Consider the following 21,754-nt stretch of genomic DNA (forward strand, 5'->3'; position numbering starts at 1 on the left):
ACCTGAAGCCAGTGCCACCACGGCATCCGTACCCAATGGTTCTGCCGGGGATCAAACGGATATTACGATCACGGTTGAAGATGAATTTGGAAATCGAGTAACTGGTGAGACCGATAATTTGTCGGTAAGTGTCAGTGGTGCCAATAACGGTGCAACCGTAGATCCGATCAGTGATGACGGTAACGGTATTTATACAACCGGTTACACTCCTACAACAACCGGTACAGATGAAATTGCCATTAGCTTGAGCGGAGTGGCTATTGCAGGCAGTCCCTATACCAGTAATGTGATCACAAGTGATGCTGAAAATGTAGCCGTGGATACACAGCCTCAACAGACGATAGCAGGTCAGCCGATTGCAGGGCCGCCTGCTGCACTTGTGACCGATAACCTCTCCAACGCGGTATCAGGTGTTGAAGTTATTGCGGGACTGCAGAGTGGAAACTTCGATAGCGGAACAACTTCTGTGAATTCCGACGGCAGTGGTATTGCTACCTTCAGCGACCTGGTGATCAACACGGCCGGTGCCTACATCATGGAATTTAACGCCGTAGGTGTGTCTGAAGATGCTGTTTCCAGGAATTTGATGTGGTTCCGGCGGCTGCTTCTGAAACGGTTTCCGTTTCCGGCGATAATCAAACCGGTACGGTTGCCGCCGATCTGGCTGAGCCATTTGTGATTCGAGTTGAAGACACATTTGGTAATCCGGTGAGTGGCCATACGGTAGATTTTGCAGTCGACCAGACTCCTGCCGGTGCAACAGGACAGGCACTGAGCGTAACGAATACCACAACGGATGCGTCTGGCGAAGCTTCATCACTGCTTACGCTCGGTGACCGAAGCGGGAACCTATACGGTGAATGCCGATGCCGGTGTGGCAGGATTGGTGGTATTTACAGCAACCGCAGAGCCCGGTGCAGCCGATAGTTTTGTAATCAGTACGATCTCAACTCCACAGACCGCGGGACAGCCATTCAGCATTACGATTGAGGCACAGGATGAATTTGAGAACCGCGCTACCGGATATTCCGGTTCGCCCGGCCTGTCCACAACAGCGGGAGCCATCACTCCGAGCCACAACGACCTTTAGCAGCGGACAGGTAACGCTGGACGTTATCCGTTAGCGAAGCGGGAACAGATCAAACCATCACGGCAACCGATGGAACCGTCACAGGCACTTCCAATGCCTTTGATGTGCAAAGCGGCGGCGTGGATGCGGACAACTCAACGGTGACGGCAGATCCGGCAACTCTGCAGGCAGGAAATGCTTCAACGGTGACCATTGACCTTCGCGATGGCAGCAACAACCCGGTAAGCGGATTGGCGGAGACAGACTTTACCATTGGCCTGACCGGTTCAGCGACAGCCGGCGCGGTTTCAGAACCAACTTCAGATGGCACCTATTCCTTTGCAGTGAATAATACCGTGGCAGAATCCGTTACGGTATCGGTAGCTGCCAATGGCGTTACGCTGACTGATAGCCCGTCCATCACCTTTACCGCTGCCGATGCGGCATCGCTTGAGATTCAAAGCGGTAATAACCAGACCGAAACCGTGAGTGAGGCTCTTGCCGATCCGTTTGTGGTACAGATTTCCGATGAGTTTGGTAACCCCGTGGCGGGAGAAACCGTTGACTTTGCCATTGATCAAGTGCCAACGGGTGCTTCCGGACAGAGTGTAAGCCAGGCGTCGATACTGACGGATGCAGCGGGGCAAGCGTCCACCCTGCTGACAGTGGGAGATACCCCGGGAACTTACACCGTTGATGCGTCATCGGGAGCCCTGACGCCCGTCACTTTCACAGCTGAGGCCCAAATCGGGGGCGCCTCACAAATGACTGTAACCACCCAGCCCTCAGAAACCACGGCGGGTGAGGATATTACTCCTGCACCTGCGGTTACTGTAACCGATGATGTTGGCAATGGTGTTCAGGGTATAAATGTAACGGTAAGCGAAAGGGGCGGTTATACCTTTGATGGTGGAACCCTCACGGTCAGTACAGACGGTTCCGGAAACGCCTCATTTACCGACCTGATGATAGAGACAGCAAATACCTATCAGCTGGTTTTCAATGCAGATGCTGCCGGGGTTCCGAATGCAGGTTCTGTTGAATTTGATGTGATCGCTGCAGCCGGGAATGCATCCAACACCACAGCGGATGTTCCAAATGGAGCTGCCGGAGAACCTACGGATATCACGATTACTGTACTGGATTCATTTAATAACCAAGTTATAGGTACTGGAAGCAATTTGTCCGCAAGTGTGACGAACGGGCCGAATAGCGGTGCAACATTTACTTCAATTACGGACAATCTGGACGGGTCCTATTCAACATCTTATACGCCTGAAACGATAGGAACGGACGATATTACCATTACACTGAATACAATCGAAATCTCCGGTAGTCCCTATTCAAGTGATGTGACCACCAGCGATGTAAGCGCATCGAACTCAACGGTGACGGCCAATCCAACAACTCTTCAGGCCGGCACTAACAGTGAAGTGACGGTGGAAGTAAGGGATGGCAGTGACAATCCGATAACGGGACTGGTCAGCAGTGATTTCAATATCAGTGTGAGTAATAGCGGAACAGCAGGTACAATTACAGAAACTGCAACCGGTGGCACTTATACGTTTGATGTAGCAAATACTGTGGCTGAAGAGGTTACGGTTACGGTTACAGCTACAGGCACCACGCTCGACAACACGCCGGTGATAAATTTCACAGCGGCTGATCCTGATCTGATGGTTATTACAACGCAGCCCGAAACATCTGTTGCGGGTCAGTTGATTGAGGGGCCGCCTGCTGTTCGTATTGATGACGAGTTTGATAATCCGGTTCCGGGCATTAGTGTCACAGTCACTGAACAGGGAGGAGCATCTTTCACGACCGGCAGTACCACAACCGTGAATACAAATGCTTTCGGATTTGCAACCTTCGACAATCTTTCAATAGAAACAGTGGATCAGTACAACCTTGTATTTGCAGCAACAAGTGTAACCAACCAAACCAGTAATGCTTTTACTGTAGACCCGGCTGGGGTAAGCGCCTCGGCCTCTTCGGCCACGGCGACGAGTCCGCATACGGCGGATGGCAGCGATGCCTCGACGGTAACGGTGACCCTGACGGATGGGTTTGGCAACGAGATCAGTGGTCTGGTTGATGGGGACTTTACCGTGGATGTGGGCGTCAATGCGACGGCGGGCACGGTAAGTGAGACAGTCACCGAGGGCACCTATGAGTTTACGGTTACAAACACCACCGTTGAGACAGTTACGGTAGTGATTACTGCCGACGGTGTGACCCTGGATGATCAGCCAACGATAGATTTCCAGGCGGGAGCGGCCTCCGAGATGAGCATCACCCAGCAGCCCATCGTCAACCACAGCCGGAGAAGCGATTGCTCCTGGCGCCGGCGGTTGAGGTGACCGACGGAACGAACCCGGTGAGCGGGGTGAATGTGACGGCGATTTTAAGCAGCAATGATTTTACAGCGACCAGCACGGTTGCGGCAACCACCGATGGCAGCGGGATTGCGGAGTTTGAGAACCTGGTGATAGAGACTGCCGGTACGGGGTATACAATTACCTTTGATGCGGACGCGGCGGGTGTGGCTGATGTGGTCTCTGCGAGTTTTGATGTGACGGCAGCCGCGGCATCGGCGCTGAATGAAGTCTCCGGATCGGGCCAGAGTGCACAAATCAACCAAACTCTTACTTCACCGTTTGTGGTGGAGGTTGTGGATGGGTTTGGCAATCCGGTATCCGGGGAGACGGTCGGCTTTAGTATTGTGGCAACGCCAACGGATGCGGCCGGGCAGAGCCTGAGTGCAGCCTCGGTTGTTACCGGTGCCAATGGGCAGGCAGCGAGCACGCTGACCCTGGGCGACAAGGTGGGCACCTATGGGGTGGATGCGGACTGGAGTACTTCCACGGTGAACTTTACAGCGGATGCGGAGTCCGGCGATGCCTCGGCGATGAGTGTAACCACACAGCCTTCAGCAACGACAGCGGGCGCTGCGATTGCCGGTCCGCCGGCGGTTACGGTGGTTGATGCGGGAGGCAATCCGGTGAGCGGAGTGGATGTGACGGTAAGCGAGCAGGGCAGCTATGTATTTGACGGGGGAACAACCACGGTTGCCACCGATGCTTCGGGTATTGCAACATTCAGTGACCTGGTTATTGAAACGGCCGATACCTATACGCTGGTGTTTAGTGCAACGGGTCTGGCTGATATTACCTCGAACAGTTTTACTGTAGATCCTGCGGCAGTAAGCGCCTCGGGTTCCACAGCTAATGCGACGAGTCCACATACGGCGGATGGTAGCGATGCCTCAACGGTAACCATCACACCGACGGATGTGTTTGGCAATGAAATTACTGGTCTTACGGATACGGACTTTACTGTGAACGTGGGCACTAACGCGGTGGCGGGCACGGTCACTGAGACGGCCACGGCCGGCACCTATGAGTTTACGGTCACCAACACGACCATCGAGACAGTCACTGTGGTGCATTACCGCTGACTGGGTGACCCTGGATGACCAGCGAAGCGATTGAATTCCAGGCTGGTGCAGCCTCAGAGATGAGCATCACCCAGCAGCCCACGTCAACCACAGCCGGAGAAGCGATTGCTCCGGGCTCCGGCCGTTGAGGTGACTGACGGAACCAACCCGGTGAGCGGTGTAAATGTGACGGCCATTTTAAGCAGCAATGATTTTACGGCAACCAGCACGGTTGTAGTAACGACCAACGGCAGCGGGATTGCCGAATTTGGGAATTTGGTGATAGAGACCGCCGGTACGGGGTATACGATTACCTTTGATGCGGATGCGGCGGGTGTGGCCAATGTGGATTCAGATCCATTTGAGGTGACCGCGGCATCGGTGAGCGGCGCTGAATGAAGTTTCCGGCTCAGGCCAGAGTGCACAAATCAACCAAACTCTTTCTTTACCGTTTGTGGTGGAAGTGGTGGATGGGTTTGGCAATCCGGTATCCGGGGAGACGGTCGGCTTTAGTATAGTGGCAACGCCAACGGATGCGGCCGGGCAGAGCCGAGTGCAGCCTCGGTTGTTACCGGACGAACGGGCAGGCAGGCGAGCACGCTGACCCTGGGCGACAAAGGTAGGCACCTATGGGGTGGATGCGGACTGGAGTACGTCCACGGTAAGTTTTACGGCTGAGGCGGAGTCCGGCGATGCCGATAGCGAAGCTCAGAAATTGGAGCCGATCCTGTGAGCGGACTGACTGCCAACGGAACCGATGTTTCGACGCTGACGATTACCGTTCGTGATGGTGGCGGTAACCTGCTGGAAGGTGAGGATGTCTTTTTTGAGATCACCGCGTGGAACCGGCGGGACGCTGAGTGCAGGTCCAGTGAACTCACAGACGCCTCCGGGCAGGCCACGGCTACCCTCACTTCTGTAGATGCCAACACAATTACGGTGACGGGGTATTTGGGTAGTGATAACAGTGGAGCGGCAGTAGGTACTGTCGGATGTTGATTTTGAGGCGGGAACGGCATCGAGCTGACAGTATTGATACGATTGGCTCCCCGCAAACAGCGGGTACACCTTTGAATCACGATTACAGCCCAGGATGGTAGCGGAAACACAGCGACGGGCTATAGCGGTACGGCTACCCTGAGCACTACGGCCGGGACGATCACCCCGGGCACGGCGAACTTTACCGCCGGAGTGGCCACGCTGGATGTGGAGGTAACCGATGCAGGAACCGGCCAGACGATCACGGCCGAGGATGGAACGATTAATGCTACCTCGAACACTTTTGATGTGGATGCGGGGCAGTAAGCGCCTCGGCCTCCTCAGCTACGGCGACGAGTCCGGCACACGGCAGATGGTACCGATGCCTCAACGGTGACGCATCACCCTGGCGGATGTGATTTGGCAATGTAGATTACGGTCTGGCTGATATGGACTTTGCTGTGGATGTGGGCAGCTCAACGCGACGTCGAGCACGGTGAGTGGTGACAGCCACGCGCCGGTGTCTATACGAGTTGACGGTCACCAACGCTGCCGCTGAGACAGTCACGCGTAGCCATTACCGCCGACGGCGTAACCCTGGACGATCAGCCTGTACGATTGATTTCCAGTAATTTATTCAAATAGAAAAGTTAATTTCATATTACAGATCAGTTCATCTTTACATTTTTTCAAAACGGTAAAGAAAATATTTTTTTGAATTGAGAACATTCTTATATTTGGGATCTGTTAAACAATTCGGGTGGTTAGCTCAGTTGGTTTAGAGCACCTGCCTTACAAGCAGGGGGTCATAGGTTCGAATCCTATACCACCCACATTTAGAAAGCCTTGCAACGATAGTTGTGAGGCTTTTTTTGTTTTAAGATTTGAGTTAAATCGAGGTTAGCTCAGCCACCCTGTGCCAGGCTTCGGATGGCAGGTTGGTTTAGAGCATCCCGATGCAGTACAATCGGGAGGGTCATAGGTTGAGCGTAACGCGAAATCCCGATGGTGTTTATCGGGATTCGAATCCAACCATAATCACTTAAGATGAAAGCCTTGCAATAAAATTGCAGGGCTTTTTGATCTCCAAAGAAGTTTGCGGTCTTTTTTACCGGTTACCTTTCTTATTATTGAACTATTTGACGTGAATAATTTGAACTGTGAATAACCGAAAGACGAAAAGCTGAATTGCTGATTTGAAGACCACCCCAGCGGGGTGTCCTGTTTATAGAATTAGAAATGGTTAAAAATCAACCGCCGAATAGAGTGCGTGGTTTGGGGCTCCGGTCAGGGATAGAGGCGCTGTCCAAACAGAACGGATTTATGCAGCAGAGCTGCATGATTGTCGTGTCTGGAGCGGAGCTCCATGACGAGCGAAAATACAGAGAGTCGATTATATTCAATCACCGGAAAACGAAGTTGGTGATTAAGATTAGATTAGTCAGTTAATCTGTCGGATCAGCCCCTCAAATCCACGCTCCTCAAGTTTCATCAGTTCCTCTCTGGCATCGGCTATACTGTTGTAGTTTCCGTAATAGATCATGAAAATGGGTCTGTCGCGATCGGGAATAAAACGCTGTTCAATTCGCACACCGTCACCAATCGACTCAGCAAACTGTTCAGCATAGTTTTCAAGATTATACTCGCCCACCTGAATGGTGTATGTAGGGTGGTTCAGGTTTTCCGGAATGGTAGCGCCGGCTTCAACCAGGAACAGTTCCACTTCGGCTACACCTCTGTCGAGCATGTCAATATCCTCAGCTGCTGCTTTTGAAAGATCGATAATGCGGTCTTGTGCATAGGGCCCGCGATCGTTGATTCGCACTTCCACCGATTTGTTATTTTCTGTATTTACAACCTCTACTATGGTATCGAAAGGAAGCGTCCGATGGGCAGCGGTAAGAGCATCTTTGTCGAACCGTTCACGGCTGGAAGTGAGGCGACCGTCAAACCCCGGACCATACCAGCTCGCCTTACCGGTTTGCAGTATTTCATTTGCGGGGTTCTCTTGATCGCCATCTTCGATGGATCTTTCACCGTTGCACGCACAAAGCACTAGTAGCAAATAACCCAAAACCGGGTAAATAAATATTATTCGTAGAAGTGATTTCATAAGAGCTTGTGTAATGATGGATTAATCCTTGCTAAAAATAAAGTAAAATCTGCAATAGTTAGATTTTAATATGTGATTCATCATATGGTACGTGCCGTACGGCACTTGTTCAGGGTGGGAAATCTTTATCACCCACAATGAATTGTGGGGGCTACAATGTTGGTCGTGTCTGACGACACTTTAGTTCCTGTCATGATTGCGAGTCCCTCATATTTGTTATCAATATCAGTGCGAAAGATGACATGTTACCATTACCTGCCAGCAAAAACCCAAATGGCGTAGCCATGGTGAACATCATAGCCACAGGTTTCAACCTGTGGTATAGGATATGTGATAATTGTGTAGAATGCCGTAGGCATGGTACAGAAAGACTGTTTTAATTCAGCAGAGCTGCATGTTTCTCATCCCGGAACGGTGCACCGCGACGAAGAAGTTTACTGCCACCTATTCCTCCGGCTATATTTCTAATTATCGAATCATTGCAAGGGAATAATTTGGACTGCGAATAATCGAACGACGAACAGCTGAATTGCGATTTGGGAATCACCCCAGCGGGTGTTCTGTTTATAGAATCAGCCATGATTAAATAATAATCCGCCAAATTGGGTGCGTGGTTTGAAGCTCCGGGCAAGGTAGAGGCGGAGTCCATACAAAATGGGTTTGTACAGCAGAGCTGTATACATGTTGTCCCGGAGCAGAGCTCCATGACGAGGGACGATCAATGAGGGCAGGCGATCTGTTGGACAAGAGGAAATGACCCAACGAAAAATGATTAAATGACCGACTTTAACCCGCCAGCTTTCCTTCGCTGAAGCTTCGTTAAACAAGACCTGCAATGGCAGTATGCAGACGGGGAGTGTGAACTGGGAATAATCAGACTATGCATATTCGACTGGATCACCCCGGCGGGTGTTGACTGTTTATAGCATAAGAGCGAACAAATAATTACCCGCCGAACAGAGTGTGTGGTTTGGAGCTCCGGGCAGGATAGAGGCGGTATCTACTGGAGAAGGATTTAATGTCAAGACGGAGCACTTCAATAAGCTGGAATAATCACGATGAGTGGAAGCGAGTTCAAGTCGAATACCAATAGCTTAAGAAGCTCAGTTGATTTCATCTGTCCTGATTAAATTGTTTGATCAGAGTGATCAGCAACATAAAAAAGGCTTTGATCTAAGCAGACTCAAAGCCTTTTTCTAAATTAAAAGTTGAAACCCTATTCTACACTTAGTTAGAGGACTCATAGCCCGTCATTACTGCATGAGCGATAACATAAACTTGGCCGGAAAGGCCATCAACTTCATAAACGATTTCGGTATCAGAACTTGAAGTTACGTTATCATTGCTGGAATACTGGCCGGGTGCAACGGAAATTTTTCCACTTCTCAATTTTAGGCAATGGGTCATTACTCGCATGCAGATGAGTTTCCTCAAAAGAAGTACCCTCAGCAGCAGAGAATGTAACGGTCATTTTTCCATCACTGTAGTCGATCTTAACGTCACCTGAATACTGTCCTTTCGACAAGATTACAGAGACCTGCTCCGGCATATAAGAGGGAAATGAATATTGACCTTCTTCAAGCTTTCCATTATGTCCAGCCCCATCTGGCAGATGTGAGGCTTAATTCTGCTGGGAAACAGTTTGCGTAACCTTCTAAACCCCAGGGGATTCCCGCAATTCCCCAATGGTTGGAATCGTAGTTGCCGCCATAAGCAAAAGCAGTTTCATCACACTGTAGTTATAAGAGTTTGAGTACTCTTCGCTTGTGCCAATTACGCACATTGTTTTATCCTTACCGCCAAACCAGAGATCTGATGTGCCGGAAAATTCTGCAGTTTTAGCTGTGTTTCCTTCCTTATACGGCGTCGATAATAAATTGAACTTTTTCTTTGTCGAAATTTATCTGACCATTTGAAACAACCTCTGACGGCAGCTCGTCAACAGGCATGTTCATGTCAAACTCCTGAAATGGAACTAATTGACCAAACCGCTACCTGAATTTCGCGCCAGGTAATTTCGGGATCGGCTTTAAGTAGTGCGTCCTTGATTGTAAAAAGGCGATTGACGTCTTTAAACTGTTCATCATCTTCTGTGGAATAAATACCAACTCCGTCATATATAGCGTTGTTGCTTGAAATCGGGTCTTTCCAGGCTATACAGTAAGCTTCCCGCTCGCCATTCGAAATCAATGTGTTCCACTCAACATTCTGGATGTCAATATTAAAATTACTGGTAGATCCGCGATTGACCGTGATGGCAACATTTTCAGCTCCCTCAATCTTCGTGACATTTGGTACTGGATCAAGAGACTCATTAAGTCCCTCCTCAGAAGTGACTTCACAGGCTGTAAATGCCAAAACTGATGCTATAAATAAAAATAGAAATGCTAGTATACCCCTGGTTAACATATTGTTCTCCCATAAATTTTTAGTTGATTTTACCTAAAGCAAATCACTCAATTTGCCTGATAAGTTTATACTATAAAATATGTAGGCCAAGAAAAAGTTAATTGTATCTAATAATATGCTTCTAATATTTTGCGGGTTGGGCATATATCATATGAGCGTTATTCAAAAAATTAAATTGCGGGTACGCAAAGTTGGTCGTATCTAGCGACACTGAGTCGGAATCAGGCATAATAACTCCGATTGTTAAACATCTATCAAGGCTGAAATCGAAAATGGATAAGTCTGCTTCTCATATGTTTTGGATTGTTAGCAAATCTGGTGTAGCCATAGCAAACATTACAGCCACAGGTTCCAATCTGTGGTGTAAGAAAAGTGCTCGTAGTATAGAATGCCGTAGTCATGGGGCATTTTGGTTGATCCTGTCTGAATGACACTCGGTTGAAATAGGAACTATCTAAAGCTTACTTCTCTACTACAGTAATCACTGTTTGAACATCGGCCGGAGTGGCTGCGATTACAGCAAACCTTGAGTTCTCACCGGGTTCGTAAGTTTTATAACCGGCTTCCACTATCTCAAGGATTTCTTCCAATACTTCCATGTTAAAAAGAGGCTGTCCGTCACGGAAGATACCTGAAGGTGAATTTTCAGGATCTATGGTTGCTACATCGAACTCCGGGTTTCCTCTAAGTGTCCACACAGCGAGCTGAATTTCAAGATAGGTCATTTCCGGCATTGAGCTATGAAGGTCATCAACAATGTTAAACAGATAGTTAATGGGTTTCCAGCTCTCAACATTGTAAGTAGAGTAGAGTGGAATGTTTTCATAAGTACTATTGGATGCATTTATGGGCTTTTGCCAATCAATACACCATCCCTCTCTTTCACCGTTGGTAATAATGTCATTTGTACCTATGCCGGAGAATTCAATTCGGAAATAACTTTCATCGCTTTTGTTAACCGTAATTGAGGTATTTGAGGTTTCGGATATAAGTGAAACTTCTTCAACTGTTTCAAGTGAATCTTCCAAAGCAGATTGGGTTGAAACATCTGTGCATGATGTAATCACTAATGACATTAAGAATGGAAATATAAAACTGTAATTGTTCCGATTAATCATGAAATTTGCTCTAAAGATGATAGTTAAATTTGGTGTATTTACTTAATCAATATTAGAGACTATTGGAGCTAATCGCAGTTATTTTAATTTAATTTTTGAATGGTATATCACAACTGGGGCAACTGGTTAAAGGCCCCGACACATTGATGATCAGATAATAGGGAGGGGGGGGCTAAAAGAAGCTTTATTTAAAGTTATTTATAAGGAATTTTGGAAAACCATAGTACGTATATTGGTTAATCTTATAAATTAATTCTAATACAAAAACTAAGAGTTCTTAGTTTTTTTTCCGGTAGCACTAATCGTAATTCTGTCCTTGAATTCATAAATATGAGGGACTTTGAAAAGCGCTAGATGTTTCACACAGTGCTGTTTTATAGTTTCCTCTGTTATAGTCTTATCTGAACCATTATTGACAACAACTGTTGCTTTTAAAGCCTCACCCTGTATTTCACTTTCAATCCCCTCAATTGAACAGTCCAGAACTTCGGGTATTTGCAAAATTACAGCTTCAATTTCCTTTGGACTAATTCTTTTACCTCCCACCTTTATAATCTCCTTCTTCCTGGCAGTAATGTAGATATATCCATCCTCATCTACCGTTCCAAGATCACCGGTATACAGCCAACCGTTTCGCAAGGCTTGCTGGGTTCTTTGTTCATCGGCAAAATACCCGATCATGATATTATCTCCCCTGGCCTTCACCTCGCCAATTTCTCCGGGCTTGATCTCTTCCCCGGAATCATTAACCACTTTCAGTTCCACACCGGGCATTCCATTTCCCATGGATCCTTTCTTCTGCTTATACAATTCAGGGGGGAGATAGGAGAGCCGGGCGGTGGCCTCCGTTTGCCCGTACATTACGAAAAAATTAATATCAGGGTGACTTTTGATGAATTCATCAATAAAGACCGTTGCCAATTTCCCTCCCGCTTGGGTGACATACTTCAAATTTGGAAAGTGCGTCTGTTTAAACGTGTCAGATTTTCGTAACAGGATTTGGAAATGACTGGGTACACCCGCAAATCCCGTACATTCATAATCCAGTAAATTTTTGATGATTGTTCCCATGAAGATAAAGGAGTTGTTCAGCACAATGGATCCGCCCACTCTAAGATGTGTATGTAGCAGTGACAGCCCATAGCAATAATAAAAAGGAAGAACCACCAGCATCCTGTCGTTATAATCCAGCTTAAGGTACTCAATAATAGAACCCGTGTTGGCAATAAGATTCTTATGCGATAGCATAACTCCTTTGGGTTTACCGGTAGAACCGGAAGTAAAAATGATCTCTGCGCATTTCTCCCGGTCATAATCCGGTTCAGCTTCCAATAAAGTCTCAGGCGTTTTCAATTCCGCCAGCTCTTTCTGATCCATACAACGGTATCCATCCAAGGGAAGCTTTTGTTTAATATCATTTGTCAGAAAAATCAGCGCCGGATCTATTAAATCGGTAATGTATTCAAAATTCTTTTCTTCAATTGCAGGATCAAGGGGAATGCAGATGTTTCCGGATTTTAAAATTGCAAGGTATGTAATCAGAAAAAACCTGTTGTTTACCGAAATGACAGGAATGTATTTATTTTGACCGAATTCATTTCGGAGCCATGTGGCCAAGCTTAGGGAATCATTGTAGAGCTCTTTAAATGTGGTTTCTTCCTTTCCCAGTAAGAATGGCTTACTAAGTTGATAGGTATTTTCTAAAAAGTAGTCGAATGAATTCATGGTACAAGACTAACATTATAGAACGCTGATAACGGAGACTCGCCATCAGCGTTCTATTCTCTTAACTCTGATAATAACTTCTAACCGGTGACATCCTAAGATATTCCGTGGTTCGTTGCTTTCGTTCGAAATTTCTAAAAAGTGCCTTAACCCGATCTTCTGTTTCATCCATAACCTCAGCCACTTCCGCGGGATCATATCCATTTTCAAAACCATACCAATAAATATCCATTAAATTAAACGGCAATTGATAGAAAAATTCTTCCTGGCTTTGCTCAGCTGAGTAGGTATCGGTTGTGGGAGTTCTTTCTATTATTTTTTCGGGTATTCCGAGATATTCTGCCAATTGGTAAACCTGAGTCTTATAAAGATTTCCGATAGGCATTACGTCAGCGCCGCCATCACCATATTTTACGAAAAATCCCTGTTCCTGCTCATGCTTGTTCGGTGTTCCGATAACTGCATAATGCAATGCTTCGGCATGATAATACAGCATAGACATTCTTGAACGTTGCTTGAAATTTGAGGCTGCCACAATCTGTAAATATTCTTTGGTATGTAAGATCTTGTCTTTCTCATTACCATCTTTATCGATGATGGTAAGTGAGAAGATAGGAGGCAGGTTATTGTACAATCCACTCTGTCTTACGCCAATTTTCATCTTCCATGTTTCCGGATCATACTCCGGGAATACACGTTTTGCCGCTTCATCCCTGCGTTCATAACATCCGAAACCTTTGAGGGCTCCGGTTATATCTTCTTTGATTGCTTTAACACCGAATTTGTCTGCCAGCTCCTGAGCAAGCATCTCACTGTCGGGACTTGAATCGTGCTCCGGAAGCATAACACCCAAAACATTATCGGGCCCTAAGGCTTTTGCTGCCAGTGCCATGCAAACAGAAGAGTCAATTCCTCCACTTATACCTACCACACCGCCAAATCGTTTGAGATTTTTGTTTACATCGGTTTGGATTTGCTTGATGATGTTGTCGGCAACTTCTTCGACGTTTTCGAGGAGGATGATCTCTTTTGAGAAAGGTTTGTTTTTAGTCATTGTTTTTTAGTTTGTTGTGATGAAATTTTTTTAAAAAAAATGGCATTAGTTTGCGTAAAACAAAGTTTATGTATCCTTGATAATTTTTAAGTTATTCAATTTATCCGGTTCTTTTCCTTTGTATCTACCCTCCATGAACTGCGAATACAATAAATGTGTAGAAACAATCGCAGTTAACGCCATATTATCCACCTCCGAGCCGGCACCGCTCCTTTCTATCTTCGCAATCAGATCAGATATGGATTTAGGATTAAAGATTCCAACCTTTTTTATGGTTCTCTCCGAAAGCATTTCCCTAACATAGTCAGGCTTATCTTTCGAAGCCAGAACGCTCTTTATCGGTGCCCGGTATGCCTGCTTGGAACGGTTAAGTATGCTATCGGGGATTTTATTTTTTAATAATTTCTTTAGAAGGTATTTCTCATTTAAACCTTTCAGCTTAAAAGAATCCGGTAGAGATGTGCAGAATTCAATCACTCTGTAATCGAGAAATGGATACCTTCCCTCTACGGAGTTGGCCATAGCCATGCGATCTCCCTGAGAGGATAATAGGTAACCCGACATAAATACGGTGGATTCCAGCCACTGGGATTTCTCCAGACCTCCCCAGCTATCAAATCCGGCAGGAATTCTTGCTTCCAGCTTTTCAAAGGGAGAAAAATCATTCAATGCCGATTTAATTTCGTCTGAAAAATGCTTCTTTATATGATTTGAATTGTTCCAGCGAAGCAGGTGTGAATAAAATGGATTTTCTGTGTCCTGCAGTTTGAACCCGAAGAACATTTTTAAAATAGCCGGGTTAGCATTCTGCATCTGTGGCAGGTAAGGATAAAGTTTTTTCAACAAAAGCGGCCGGATTTTGGAATCGGGTTGCTTTGCCCAGAATCTGCGGATTTTCGCTTCTTTAAAAATATTATAACCGGCCAGCATCTCATCTGCCCCTTCGCCCGTAATCACTACTTTTATATCACTGTTCCTTACTTGCTCAGAAAGCAAAAGCATGGGTGTAGGGGCAGTCCTGATCATTGGAGTTTCAGAGTGCCAAACAGCCTTAGGGAAACTCTCTCCAATTTCCTGTGAACTGCAGCTTATATACCTGTGATTAGTATCAAGGTATTTAACAGCTTCCTGCTGGTAAGCACTCTCGTCAAAATCTTTCTCCTGGAACCCGATGGAGAAGGTATTCAGTACACGCGATTCCAATTTTTTTATATACGATACGGTTGCACTCGAATCTATTCCCCCACTAAGGTAGGCAGCAACTTCCACATCGGCTCTCAGCCTAATTCTTACGGCATCGGTTAGAAGTTCATTAAACTGCTCCTGTGCCTCTTCCAGGCTGATGGAGTGATTAATTTTACTGAAATCCAGCTCCCAGAATTTTTCAATATGTAACCCTTCTCTGCTATAGGTCATGAAATGACCCGGAGGAAGTTCGTATACATTCTTAAATACAGTATCCGGAGTAATAGTTGTCCAGAAAGTATATACCTGGGAAAGGTTTTCAGGACTAAATTCCGGCTTCAGCTTTTTGTTCTCAAAAATAGATTTGATCTCAGAAGCAAAGGTTAACTCCCCATTCGGAGAGAGATTATAGAATAACGGCCGTATACCCACCCTGTCGCGGGCAAAAAAGGCCTCTTCTTTTTGCTTATCCCAGATAGCAAAGGCAAATTGCCCGTTCAATTTTGAAAGACAATTTTTGCCGAATGTTGCATAAAGCTGGACCAGTACTTCAGTATCGGAATGGGTAGCAAATTTGTTGCCTCTGGCTTCAAGTTCTGCTCGTAATTCCAGGTAATTGAAAATTTCCCCGTTGAAGACTATCCAATATCTGCCGGATGGGTCGGAGAGAGGTTGTTGTCCACCTGCAATATCAATAATTCGTAATCTTACATTACCTAATGTGGCAAAAGGGGATTGATAAATACCACTTTCGTCAGGTCCGCGATAGCTTATTACAGAGAGCATATTTTCTACTGTATACTCTTTGTTAGACTTGCTTTGATAATCAATGATACCAGCAATTCCGCACATTATTATGAATCGGATTTACGGATTACGAAGTCAGTGATAGCATTAATCGATTCGAAGTTTTCTTCAACCAGGTCGGAATCTGTAGTTGAGATTCCAAAATTTTCCTCGAGTAGAGTGATGAGTAAAACAAATCCCATGGAATCGAAATAACCTTCTTCAAAAATCAATGTATCATTCTGAATCTTACTCTCTTCTAGACCTGTCACTTCAAGTATGTGGTCTTTAATTTCTTGTTTCATTTGAATTGTGTCTACATCCATCTCAATATTATTTGCTTTCATTTTTCACAGTTGTTTTGTTCATAAGCCAAGACATTAATTGTCTATTATAAAAAAATTGTGGAAGCAGCGTGAATTAGGAATCTCTTATATACTATTATTTCTGTTATCGTACATCGAAAAACTTTTTCTCGATGCAGGTTCTTTCTCACCATCTGATTATAACCCTATAATCCTGGAATCGTTAGAAATGCTTCAAAGTGTGTCTGTATAGCAATGTCAAACCCGCTTTGGTGCAGACCACGCAGTTTCGCTTGCGCGATTGAAATTCAATTTTTGAATGTAATCTGCCCTGTAGGGGCAAAATATCAATAGCCCTCCCGACCAAATACATCGGGACAGGCGAAGCGAAATCTGGGGTATATGAGGCAACATACATGATTCGCAGAACAGTGGGCGTGAATTGTAATGCGCTTAACGGATAGAGGCGATTGCATTTCAATAATACAGTGTTTGCAGGGTTTAGGTCATTGGATTGAATTGAAAGCATGGATTTTTTGCACTGTAATTGATATTTTGGAGATCTCTCGGCTCTCCGCCGGTTGGCATATCACTCACGCATGACAGATTGGTTCGGACCCATCGTGCCTTTCGTGGTAGCCGGACAGGCTCCTATGCCGCAAACGCACGGCACAAGGAAGGGGAGCTTCATAAATAAGTACGTAATCATCAAAATTATTTTTTGAAAGTGGTTTTTGTCACTCTTGTAATAGTGATGCCCTGCTTTTGGGCAAAATTAGGCGCTACTGGTGACAGATTAGGAAAAGCTTCAAACTACGCATCAAACACCCCTCTCTCCTTCGCTAAAGCTTCAAGAGTACTCCCCTCCCCGATAAATGCACTCGGGGCCAGAAAAACACTGGCAGGGGAGATTTATTTTGTCAATACCGAAATAGTGTTGCCACGGTTTGGGCAAAATTAGTCGCTCAGCATGACAGGGGTGTGGTTGAGACTGTCGGCGTATTGGTTATTGTAATTAAGAAAACTTTTGCAGATTCTTGAATCAAATAAAGCAGTCGGGTAGTGAACCATTTGTAAAGATAGGGGTGAGTTTAATATGTTACATCAAGCTAACGATAAAACAACAGTGTATAGATTTAGATTACAAAAACAATCAGCAAGAAAGCCTGACTTTATTTTGTAATTTACTATAAATGTATGAGTTGAAGTGAGGAAGAACGTTTAATCATAACAGAAAGCAGTTACTGAACAAACAAAATTGCTTCGCTAAGGTTTTTATACCTAAGTAATCAGCATTAAGAATTGCTAATTCTGCCTGCTATGCTGTTATTTTTCGCTTCAATCGGGTATCATTGTTTTCGCGTATCATCACTTGAAGTCTTGGAAAAATTGATGGTAGAAAAAGACTTATATGAGGTAAATGAGTATGTCAGATATAATACACAGTGATAATGAAGGGAGAGGACCAAATCAAAGAAGTAAGTTCGAGTTTGTCCCGGTAAATCCAATGGCAAACCAAGACCAAGGCGGTCAGGGAGGGTTAGACCCAAAATACCTGGTCTCCCTGATTTTAAAATATAAATGGCTGATTCTGCTGTTTGTGATTTTAGGTGGAACAGGAGCGTGGTTTTACTCTGATACACTGACTCCTATCTATAAAAGTAGCGGAACCATGATTATTAGTGCCGGATCTTCGGGCGATGATGAGCTGTCGAGAATTATATCCCAAACCACCGGAGTGGGTACCAGCTCTACGATAGCGAATGAGATTCAGGTACTGAAATCCCGGGATTTTGCACAAAAAATTGCGGGGTCACTCATTGAAGAGGAACCGGGTGACCATCGTGCTTTTCCTGTACTTTGGAACGTGGATGAAGAAGGGAATATAAGCAGGGCTTCTGAAGCACAAGTCACCGGTCGAATTCGAAGGAATTTGAGTGTAAACAGATTAGAAAGAGATTCGGAAATCATAGATATTAGCTTTGAAAGCCCTTCTCCTGAAGAGACATCTCATGTTTCAAACATGGCAATGGAGATCTATGTTGAAAGCTCAACACAGGAAAATCGAAGAGCTGCTGAATTAACAGCTGAATTTCTGGAGAGAGAGAAAAGAGATATTGAACAGAAGCTTCAACAGTCTGAAAAAAGGTTGCAAGAGTTTATGGATAACACCGGGATTGTTCAGATGGACGAACAGGCTTCCGGAATTGTAACGCGTCAAACATCGATTGAGATGGAGCTTCAGCAAGTCAAATTGGAGCTGGAGTCCGTGAATCAAGCCATTCAAAATCATGAACAGAGGATGGAGAGCCTGAAGCCGGGATTGACGGAGCAGTTTTCAGAGGCTATCGGTCCCCGAATTCGAAATTCTCAGGAACAGCTTGCAAGGTATGAGGGAGAACGAACCTTAATTTTGACCCGAAATCCTAATGTGAGAGATCGGGAGCAGACTCCGCCAAGATTAAAGTTTTTGGATGAAGAGATTGAAAGGGTAAAGAATGAGATCAGAGATCTTTCGGCTCAGCTTTTTACCGAAGATGAAGAGTATACCGGAATGGACAGTGAGGAGAGAGCTCAAATGATCGCGACCATTCAAACTAGATTAACAGAACTGAGAATTCAACAAAATCAGCTTCAATCCAGAAGCGAGGCATTGGAGCAGCGGAAACAGGAGATTGAACAGGATTTAAACTCTCTGCCGGAAGGAATGATGCAGTTGGCTCGCCTCCAGAGAGATGTTGCGATGAATGAAGAGCTTTATTTGACGGTTTCACAGAACTATGCGGAGATGTCTGTATTAAGACAGTCTCAGTTCGGTTTTGGCCGCATTGTAGATACAGCATTGACTCCCCGAATACCTATCAGTCCAAACAAGAAAATAATTTTGTTGGTGGGTATTATGCTTGGTGGGGTTCTCTCAGCGGGAATCATTTTTGTTCGTGAGTTCATGGACAACAGTGTAAATAACCTTGATATGTTGAGAACATCCTATCTTCCCCTTTTAGCGGCCGTACCGGTTTTTGATAAGGTTTCAAAGAAAGATAGAAAATCTTTTACTACAGGCGAAGGGGATGTGCCTAAAGAGCTGGTGCTTCTGCAGGACAGATCCAACCTTGCATCGGAAGCCATCCGAAGGGTGAAATATAATCTCATCTATCAGAATGGTGATACTCCGCCAAAAACGATTGCCGTGACCAGTGCCGAAAAAGGAGATGGAAAGTCTACCATTGTTTCAAACCTGGCCGTATCATTTGCTGATGACGGGTATAAAACACTCTTAATTGATACCGATTTCAGGCGGCCTAAAGCTGCACACCTATTTTGGATATGAAAATGAGAATGGCATAACCGATTACTTGAACGGCAAAATCAAGTTAGTGGGTCTGTTGAAGGAGACGGACAAAAACATGCTGAAATTAATTACCTCAGGTACTCGCTATGAGGCTCCTGATACAATTGTGAACAGTAAAAAATTCAATGAATTTCTGTCTCAGATGGAAGAGGTGTTTGATGTGATTATTTTGGATACCCCACCCTTTGGAATTGTGAGTGATTCAACCGCTCTTCTGAAAAGAGTAAAATCTACCATTCTGGTCACGAAATACAGAAAGACAAACCGTGGAGTGTTTCAGAAAACGGTCGAAGATTTGGAGCGGATCAATGCAAAGATCAGCGGAATTGTCGTAAATGGATTTGATCATAAAAAAGAAACTTCAGGATATTACGGTTCCGGTTATTATAAATCTATGTATGAAAGTTATGAGTCGTATGTTTAAAGGTATTTCGAAATGAGAGACAGAGCGAATTTCTATTCAAAAACAAAAAATATGCAACACATTATAACCTATGCTGCAGTAGCTATCATATCATTAATGGCGATTCCGGCTCAGGCGCAGCTTCCGGAAACATTAAGCGATCGATATATAAGAGTGGCTGAAATGGGGCAATTGGTTGACTCAGTAAATGTGTGGGGAGATGTTGGAAGCTCCGGTCGTTATTTGATACCGGAGGATACCAACCTTCCGGATTTAATTTCATTCAGCTTTGGGTACGGTCAGGTACGTGGTGGAGGCAGTCAAAGTAATGTCGATTGGACAAAGACACAGGTTGAAATTAAGGTGTCCAGATTTAATGAAAACAGGAGGGTGGTGGAGGTAGCCTACTTCAGATATTTATACCACGATCCTGAACCTGTGGAAATGTGGGAGTTTGAGCTTCAGAATAATGATATCGTAACTGTAAGAGTTCGAAATAAACCCTCTTTGACTGATTACGTAGGGGTTATAGCTCCGGTGCTAAGCGTGATAACGACTACGTTGATTTTATGGGATCGATTTAGGGAATAGACTTTCTTGACGATTTAGTTAGATGATGCAAAATTAGTTTTCAAGTCACTTGTGTAAGAATTCAAAAAGTAAAATGGAGATTAATAAAAAAATTTACATCGCTGGGCATAACGGAATGGTTGGTTCTGCGATTAAAAGAAGGCTTGAGTCAGAAGGTTATACCCACCTAATTACAAGATCCAGCAGGGAGCTGGATCTCAGAAATCAAAAAGCTGTTAAAGACTTTTTTGATGTTGAAAAACCGGATGTAGTGATCGATGCAGCTGCCCGTGTGGGTGGAATACTTGCCAACCGCGACTATCCCTGGCAGTTTCTGTACGAAAACCTGGAAATTCAGAATAACCTGATTTCAGCAGCTCACGAAAACGATGTCGAAAAGCTGATTTTTCTTGGGAGCTCATGTATCTATCCGAAACTGGCCGAACAACCGCTACAGCGAAGATTCGCTGCTGACCGGCCCGCTGGAACCCACCAATCAATGGTACGCCATCGCCAAGATTGCAGGGGTGAAGATGGTGGAAGCGTTGCGTGAGCAGTTTGACCGCGACTACGTTTCACTGATGCCAACCAATCTTTACGGGCCAAATGACAATTTTGATTTAAAAACCTCTCATGTGCTTCCGGCGATGATCCGGAAATTTCATGATGCGAAAATTGCCGGCCATACACCCGTTCCGCTATGGGGAACCGGTTCGCCGATGCGGGAATTTCTGCACGTAGATGATGTGGCTAGCGCCGTGCTTTTTGCGCTCACAAACGATATGAAGCATGATCTCTATAATGTGGGGACAGGAAAAGATATTACGATAAAAGAGCTGGCCTTAACCATTCAAAAAATTGTGGGTCATGAGGGAGAGATCGAATGGGATACCTCCAAACCGGATGGAACCCCGAGAAAACTGATGGATGTCTCAAGAATGAAAGAAGCCGGGTGGACATACAGCATTGAACTTGAGGATGGAATTCGATCAACGTATGAGTGGTTTCTGGAGAATATTGAGACTATTAAGGAAGTGAAATTGTAGAACTGTGGAATTGTCGAACTGTCGAGAGCGGGGTTGTATTTAATGCGTAGAACTGGGAAAACTGAGGGGTTGGTCAATGAAACCGGATGAAAACAGTGATTGTTCTGAATAAGCGATTTGATAAACAAATTAAATTCAAACACATTCGATTCAACAATTCAACAGTTCAATACGATTATACCATTAGGTTCATACTAAAATTAAA

17 protein-coding genes, 1 tRNA gene and 1 pseudogene are annotated in these 21,754 nt (G+C 45.1%); 11 read left to right on the plus strand and 8 right to left on the minus strand.

The window, feature by feature from the left end; genetic code table 11:
• Positions 1 to 118: 118 nt before the first annotated feature.
• From U5K35_RS01865 to U5K35_RS01895, 7 genes are all read left to right on the plus strand, one after another.
• Positions 119 to 679, plus strand: a complete 561-nt coding sequence (locus tag U5K35_RS01865; RefSeq protein ID WP_322569775.1) for a filamin/ABP280 repeat domain-containing protein — start codon at positions 119 to 121, stop codon at positions 677 to 679.
• A 117-nt stretch (positions 680 to 796) separates the two neighbouring features.
• Positions 797 to 1,090, plus strand: a complete 294-nt coding sequence (locus tag U5K35_RS01870; protein WP_322569776.1) for a hypothetical protein — start codon at positions 797 to 799, stop codon at positions 1,088 to 1,090.
• A gap of 104 nt (positions 1,091 to 1,194) precedes the next feature.
• Positions 1,195 to 3,429: a beta strand repeat-containing protein gene (locus tag U5K35_RS01875; RefSeq protein WP_322569777.1), complete on the plus strand. Its 2,235-nt coding sequence runs from the start codon at positions 1,195 to 1,197 to the stop codon at positions 3,427 to 3,429.
• A complete protein-coding gene (locus U5K35_RS01880) occupies positions 3,426 to 4,526 on the plus strand; it encodes a carboxypeptidase-like regulatory domain-containing protein (protein WP_322569778.1) in 1,101 nt (366 codons plus the stop codon). Before U5K35_RS01875 ends, U5K35_RS01880 begins: the two co-directional genes overlap by 4 nt.
• A gap of 105 nt (positions 4,527 to 4,631) precedes the next feature.
• Positions 4,632 to 4,904, plus strand: coding sequence for a hypothetical protein (locus tag U5K35_RS01885; protein ID WP_322569779.1), 273 nt, complete (start codon positions 4,632 to 4,634; stop codon positions 4,902 to 4,904).
• 315 nt (positions 4,905 to 5,219) lie between these two features.
• Positions 5,220 to 5,504 (plus strand): Ig-like domain-containing protein, encoded by a 285-nt coding sequence (locus tag U5K35_RS01890; RefSeq protein ID WP_322569854.1) that lies wholly within the window; start codon positions 5,220 to 5,222, stop codon positions 5,502 to 5,504.
• 737 nt (positions 5,505 to 6,241) lie between these two features.
• Positions 6,242 to 6,316 (plus strand) — tRNA-Val (locus tag U5K35_RS01895).
• A gap of 608 nt (positions 6,317 to 6,924) precedes the next feature.
• On the opposite strand, the gene U5K35_RS01900 is transcribed toward U5K35_RS01895, so the two are convergent.
• From U5K35_RS01900 to U5K35_RS01935, 8 genes are all read right to left on the minus strand, one after another.
• On the minus strand, positions 6,925 to 7,596 hold the full coding sequence (locus U5K35_RS01900) for a septal ring lytic transglycosylase RlpA family protein (RefSeq protein WP_322569780.1): 672 nt from the start codon (positions 7,594 to 7,596) through the stop codon (positions 6,925 to 6,927).
• A gap of 376 nt (positions 7,597 to 7,972) precedes the next feature.
• On the minus strand, positions 7,973 to 8,245 hold the full coding sequence (locus tag U5K35_RS01905) for a hypothetical protein (protein WP_322569781.1): 273 nt from the start codon (positions 8,243 to 8,245) through the stop codon (positions 7,973 to 7,975).
• 1,307 nt (positions 8,246 to 9,552) lie between these two features.
• On the minus strand, positions 9,553 to 9,954 hold the full coding sequence (locus U5K35_RS01910) for a hypothetical protein (RefSeq protein WP_322569782.1): 402 nt from the start codon (positions 9,952 to 9,954) through the stop codon (positions 9,553 to 9,555).
• A gap of 512 nt (positions 9,955 to 10,466) precedes the next feature.
• Complete coding sequence (locus tag U5K35_RS01915) at positions 10,467 to 11,033, minus strand: hypothetical protein (protein ID WP_322569783.1); 567 nt, start codon at positions 11,031 to 11,033, stop codon at positions 10,467 to 10,469.
• Positions 11,034 to 11,390: 357 nt separating this feature from the next.
• Complete coding sequence (locus tag U5K35_RS01920; protein WP_322569784.1) at positions 11,391 to 12,848, minus strand: class I adenylate-forming enzyme family protein; 1,458 nt, start codon at positions 12,846 to 12,848, stop codon at positions 11,391 to 11,393.
• Positions 12,849 to 12,909: 61 nt separating this feature from the next.
• On the minus strand, positions 12,910 to 13,902 hold the full coding sequence (gene nadE / locus U5K35_RS01925) for an NAD(+) synthase (protein ID WP_322569785.1): 993 nt from the start codon (positions 13,900 to 13,902) through the stop codon (positions 12,910 to 12,912).
• 66 nt (positions 13,903 to 13,968) lie between these two features.
• Positions 13,969 to 15,939, minus strand: a complete 1,971-nt coding sequence (asnB, locus tag U5K35_RS01930; RefSeq protein WP_322569786.1) for an asparagine synthase (glutamine-hydrolyzing) — start codon at positions 15,937 to 15,939, stop codon at positions 13,969 to 13,971.
• Between the two features lie 2 nt (positions 15,940 to 15,941).
• Positions 15,942 to 16,220 (minus strand): acyl carrier protein, encoded by a 279-nt coding sequence (locus tag U5K35_RS01935; RefSeq protein WP_322569787.1) that lies wholly within the window; start codon positions 16,218 to 16,220, stop codon positions 15,942 to 15,944.
• A 1,384-nt stretch (positions 16,221 to 17,604) separates the two neighbouring features.
• On the opposite strand from U5K35_RS01935, the gene U5K35_RS01940 reads away from it, so the two are divergent.
• The 4 genes and pseudogenes from U5K35_RS01940 (at position 17,605) to U5K35_RS19475 (ending at position 21,549) form a co-directional block, all read left to right on the plus strand.
• Positions 17,605 to 19,509: an exopolysaccharide transport family protein gene (locus U5K35_RS01940; RefSeq protein WP_322569788.1), complete on the plus strand. Its 1,905-nt coding sequence runs from the start codon at positions 17,605 to 17,607 to the stop codon at positions 19,507 to 19,509.
• Positions 19,460 to 19,954, plus strand: a complete 495-nt coding sequence (locus tag U5K35_RS01945) for a CpsD/CapB family tyrosine-protein kinase (protein WP_322569789.1) — start codon at positions 19,460 to 19,462, stop codon at positions 19,952 to 19,954. The genes U5K35_RS01940 and U5K35_RS01945 overlap by 50 nt, the downstream gene beginning before the upstream one ends.
• 51 nt (positions 19,955 to 20,005) lie before the next feature.
• Positions 20,006 to 20,524: a hypothetical protein gene (locus U5K35_RS01950; RefSeq protein ID WP_322569790.1), complete on the plus strand. Its 519-nt coding sequence runs from the start codon at positions 20,006 to 20,008 to the stop codon at positions 20,522 to 20,524.
• 73 nt (positions 20,525 to 20,597) lie between these two features.
• Positions 20,598 to 21,549, plus strand: a pseudogene (locus tag U5K35_RS19475) (GDP-L-fucose synthase family protein).
• The last annotated feature ends 205 nt before the right edge of the window (positions 21,550 to 21,754 follow it).

It is taken from the genome of Rhodohalobacter sp. (assembly GCF_034521535.1).
Taxonomy (GTDB): Bacteria; Bacteroidota; Rhodothermia; order Balneolales; family Balneolaceae; genus Rhodohalobacter.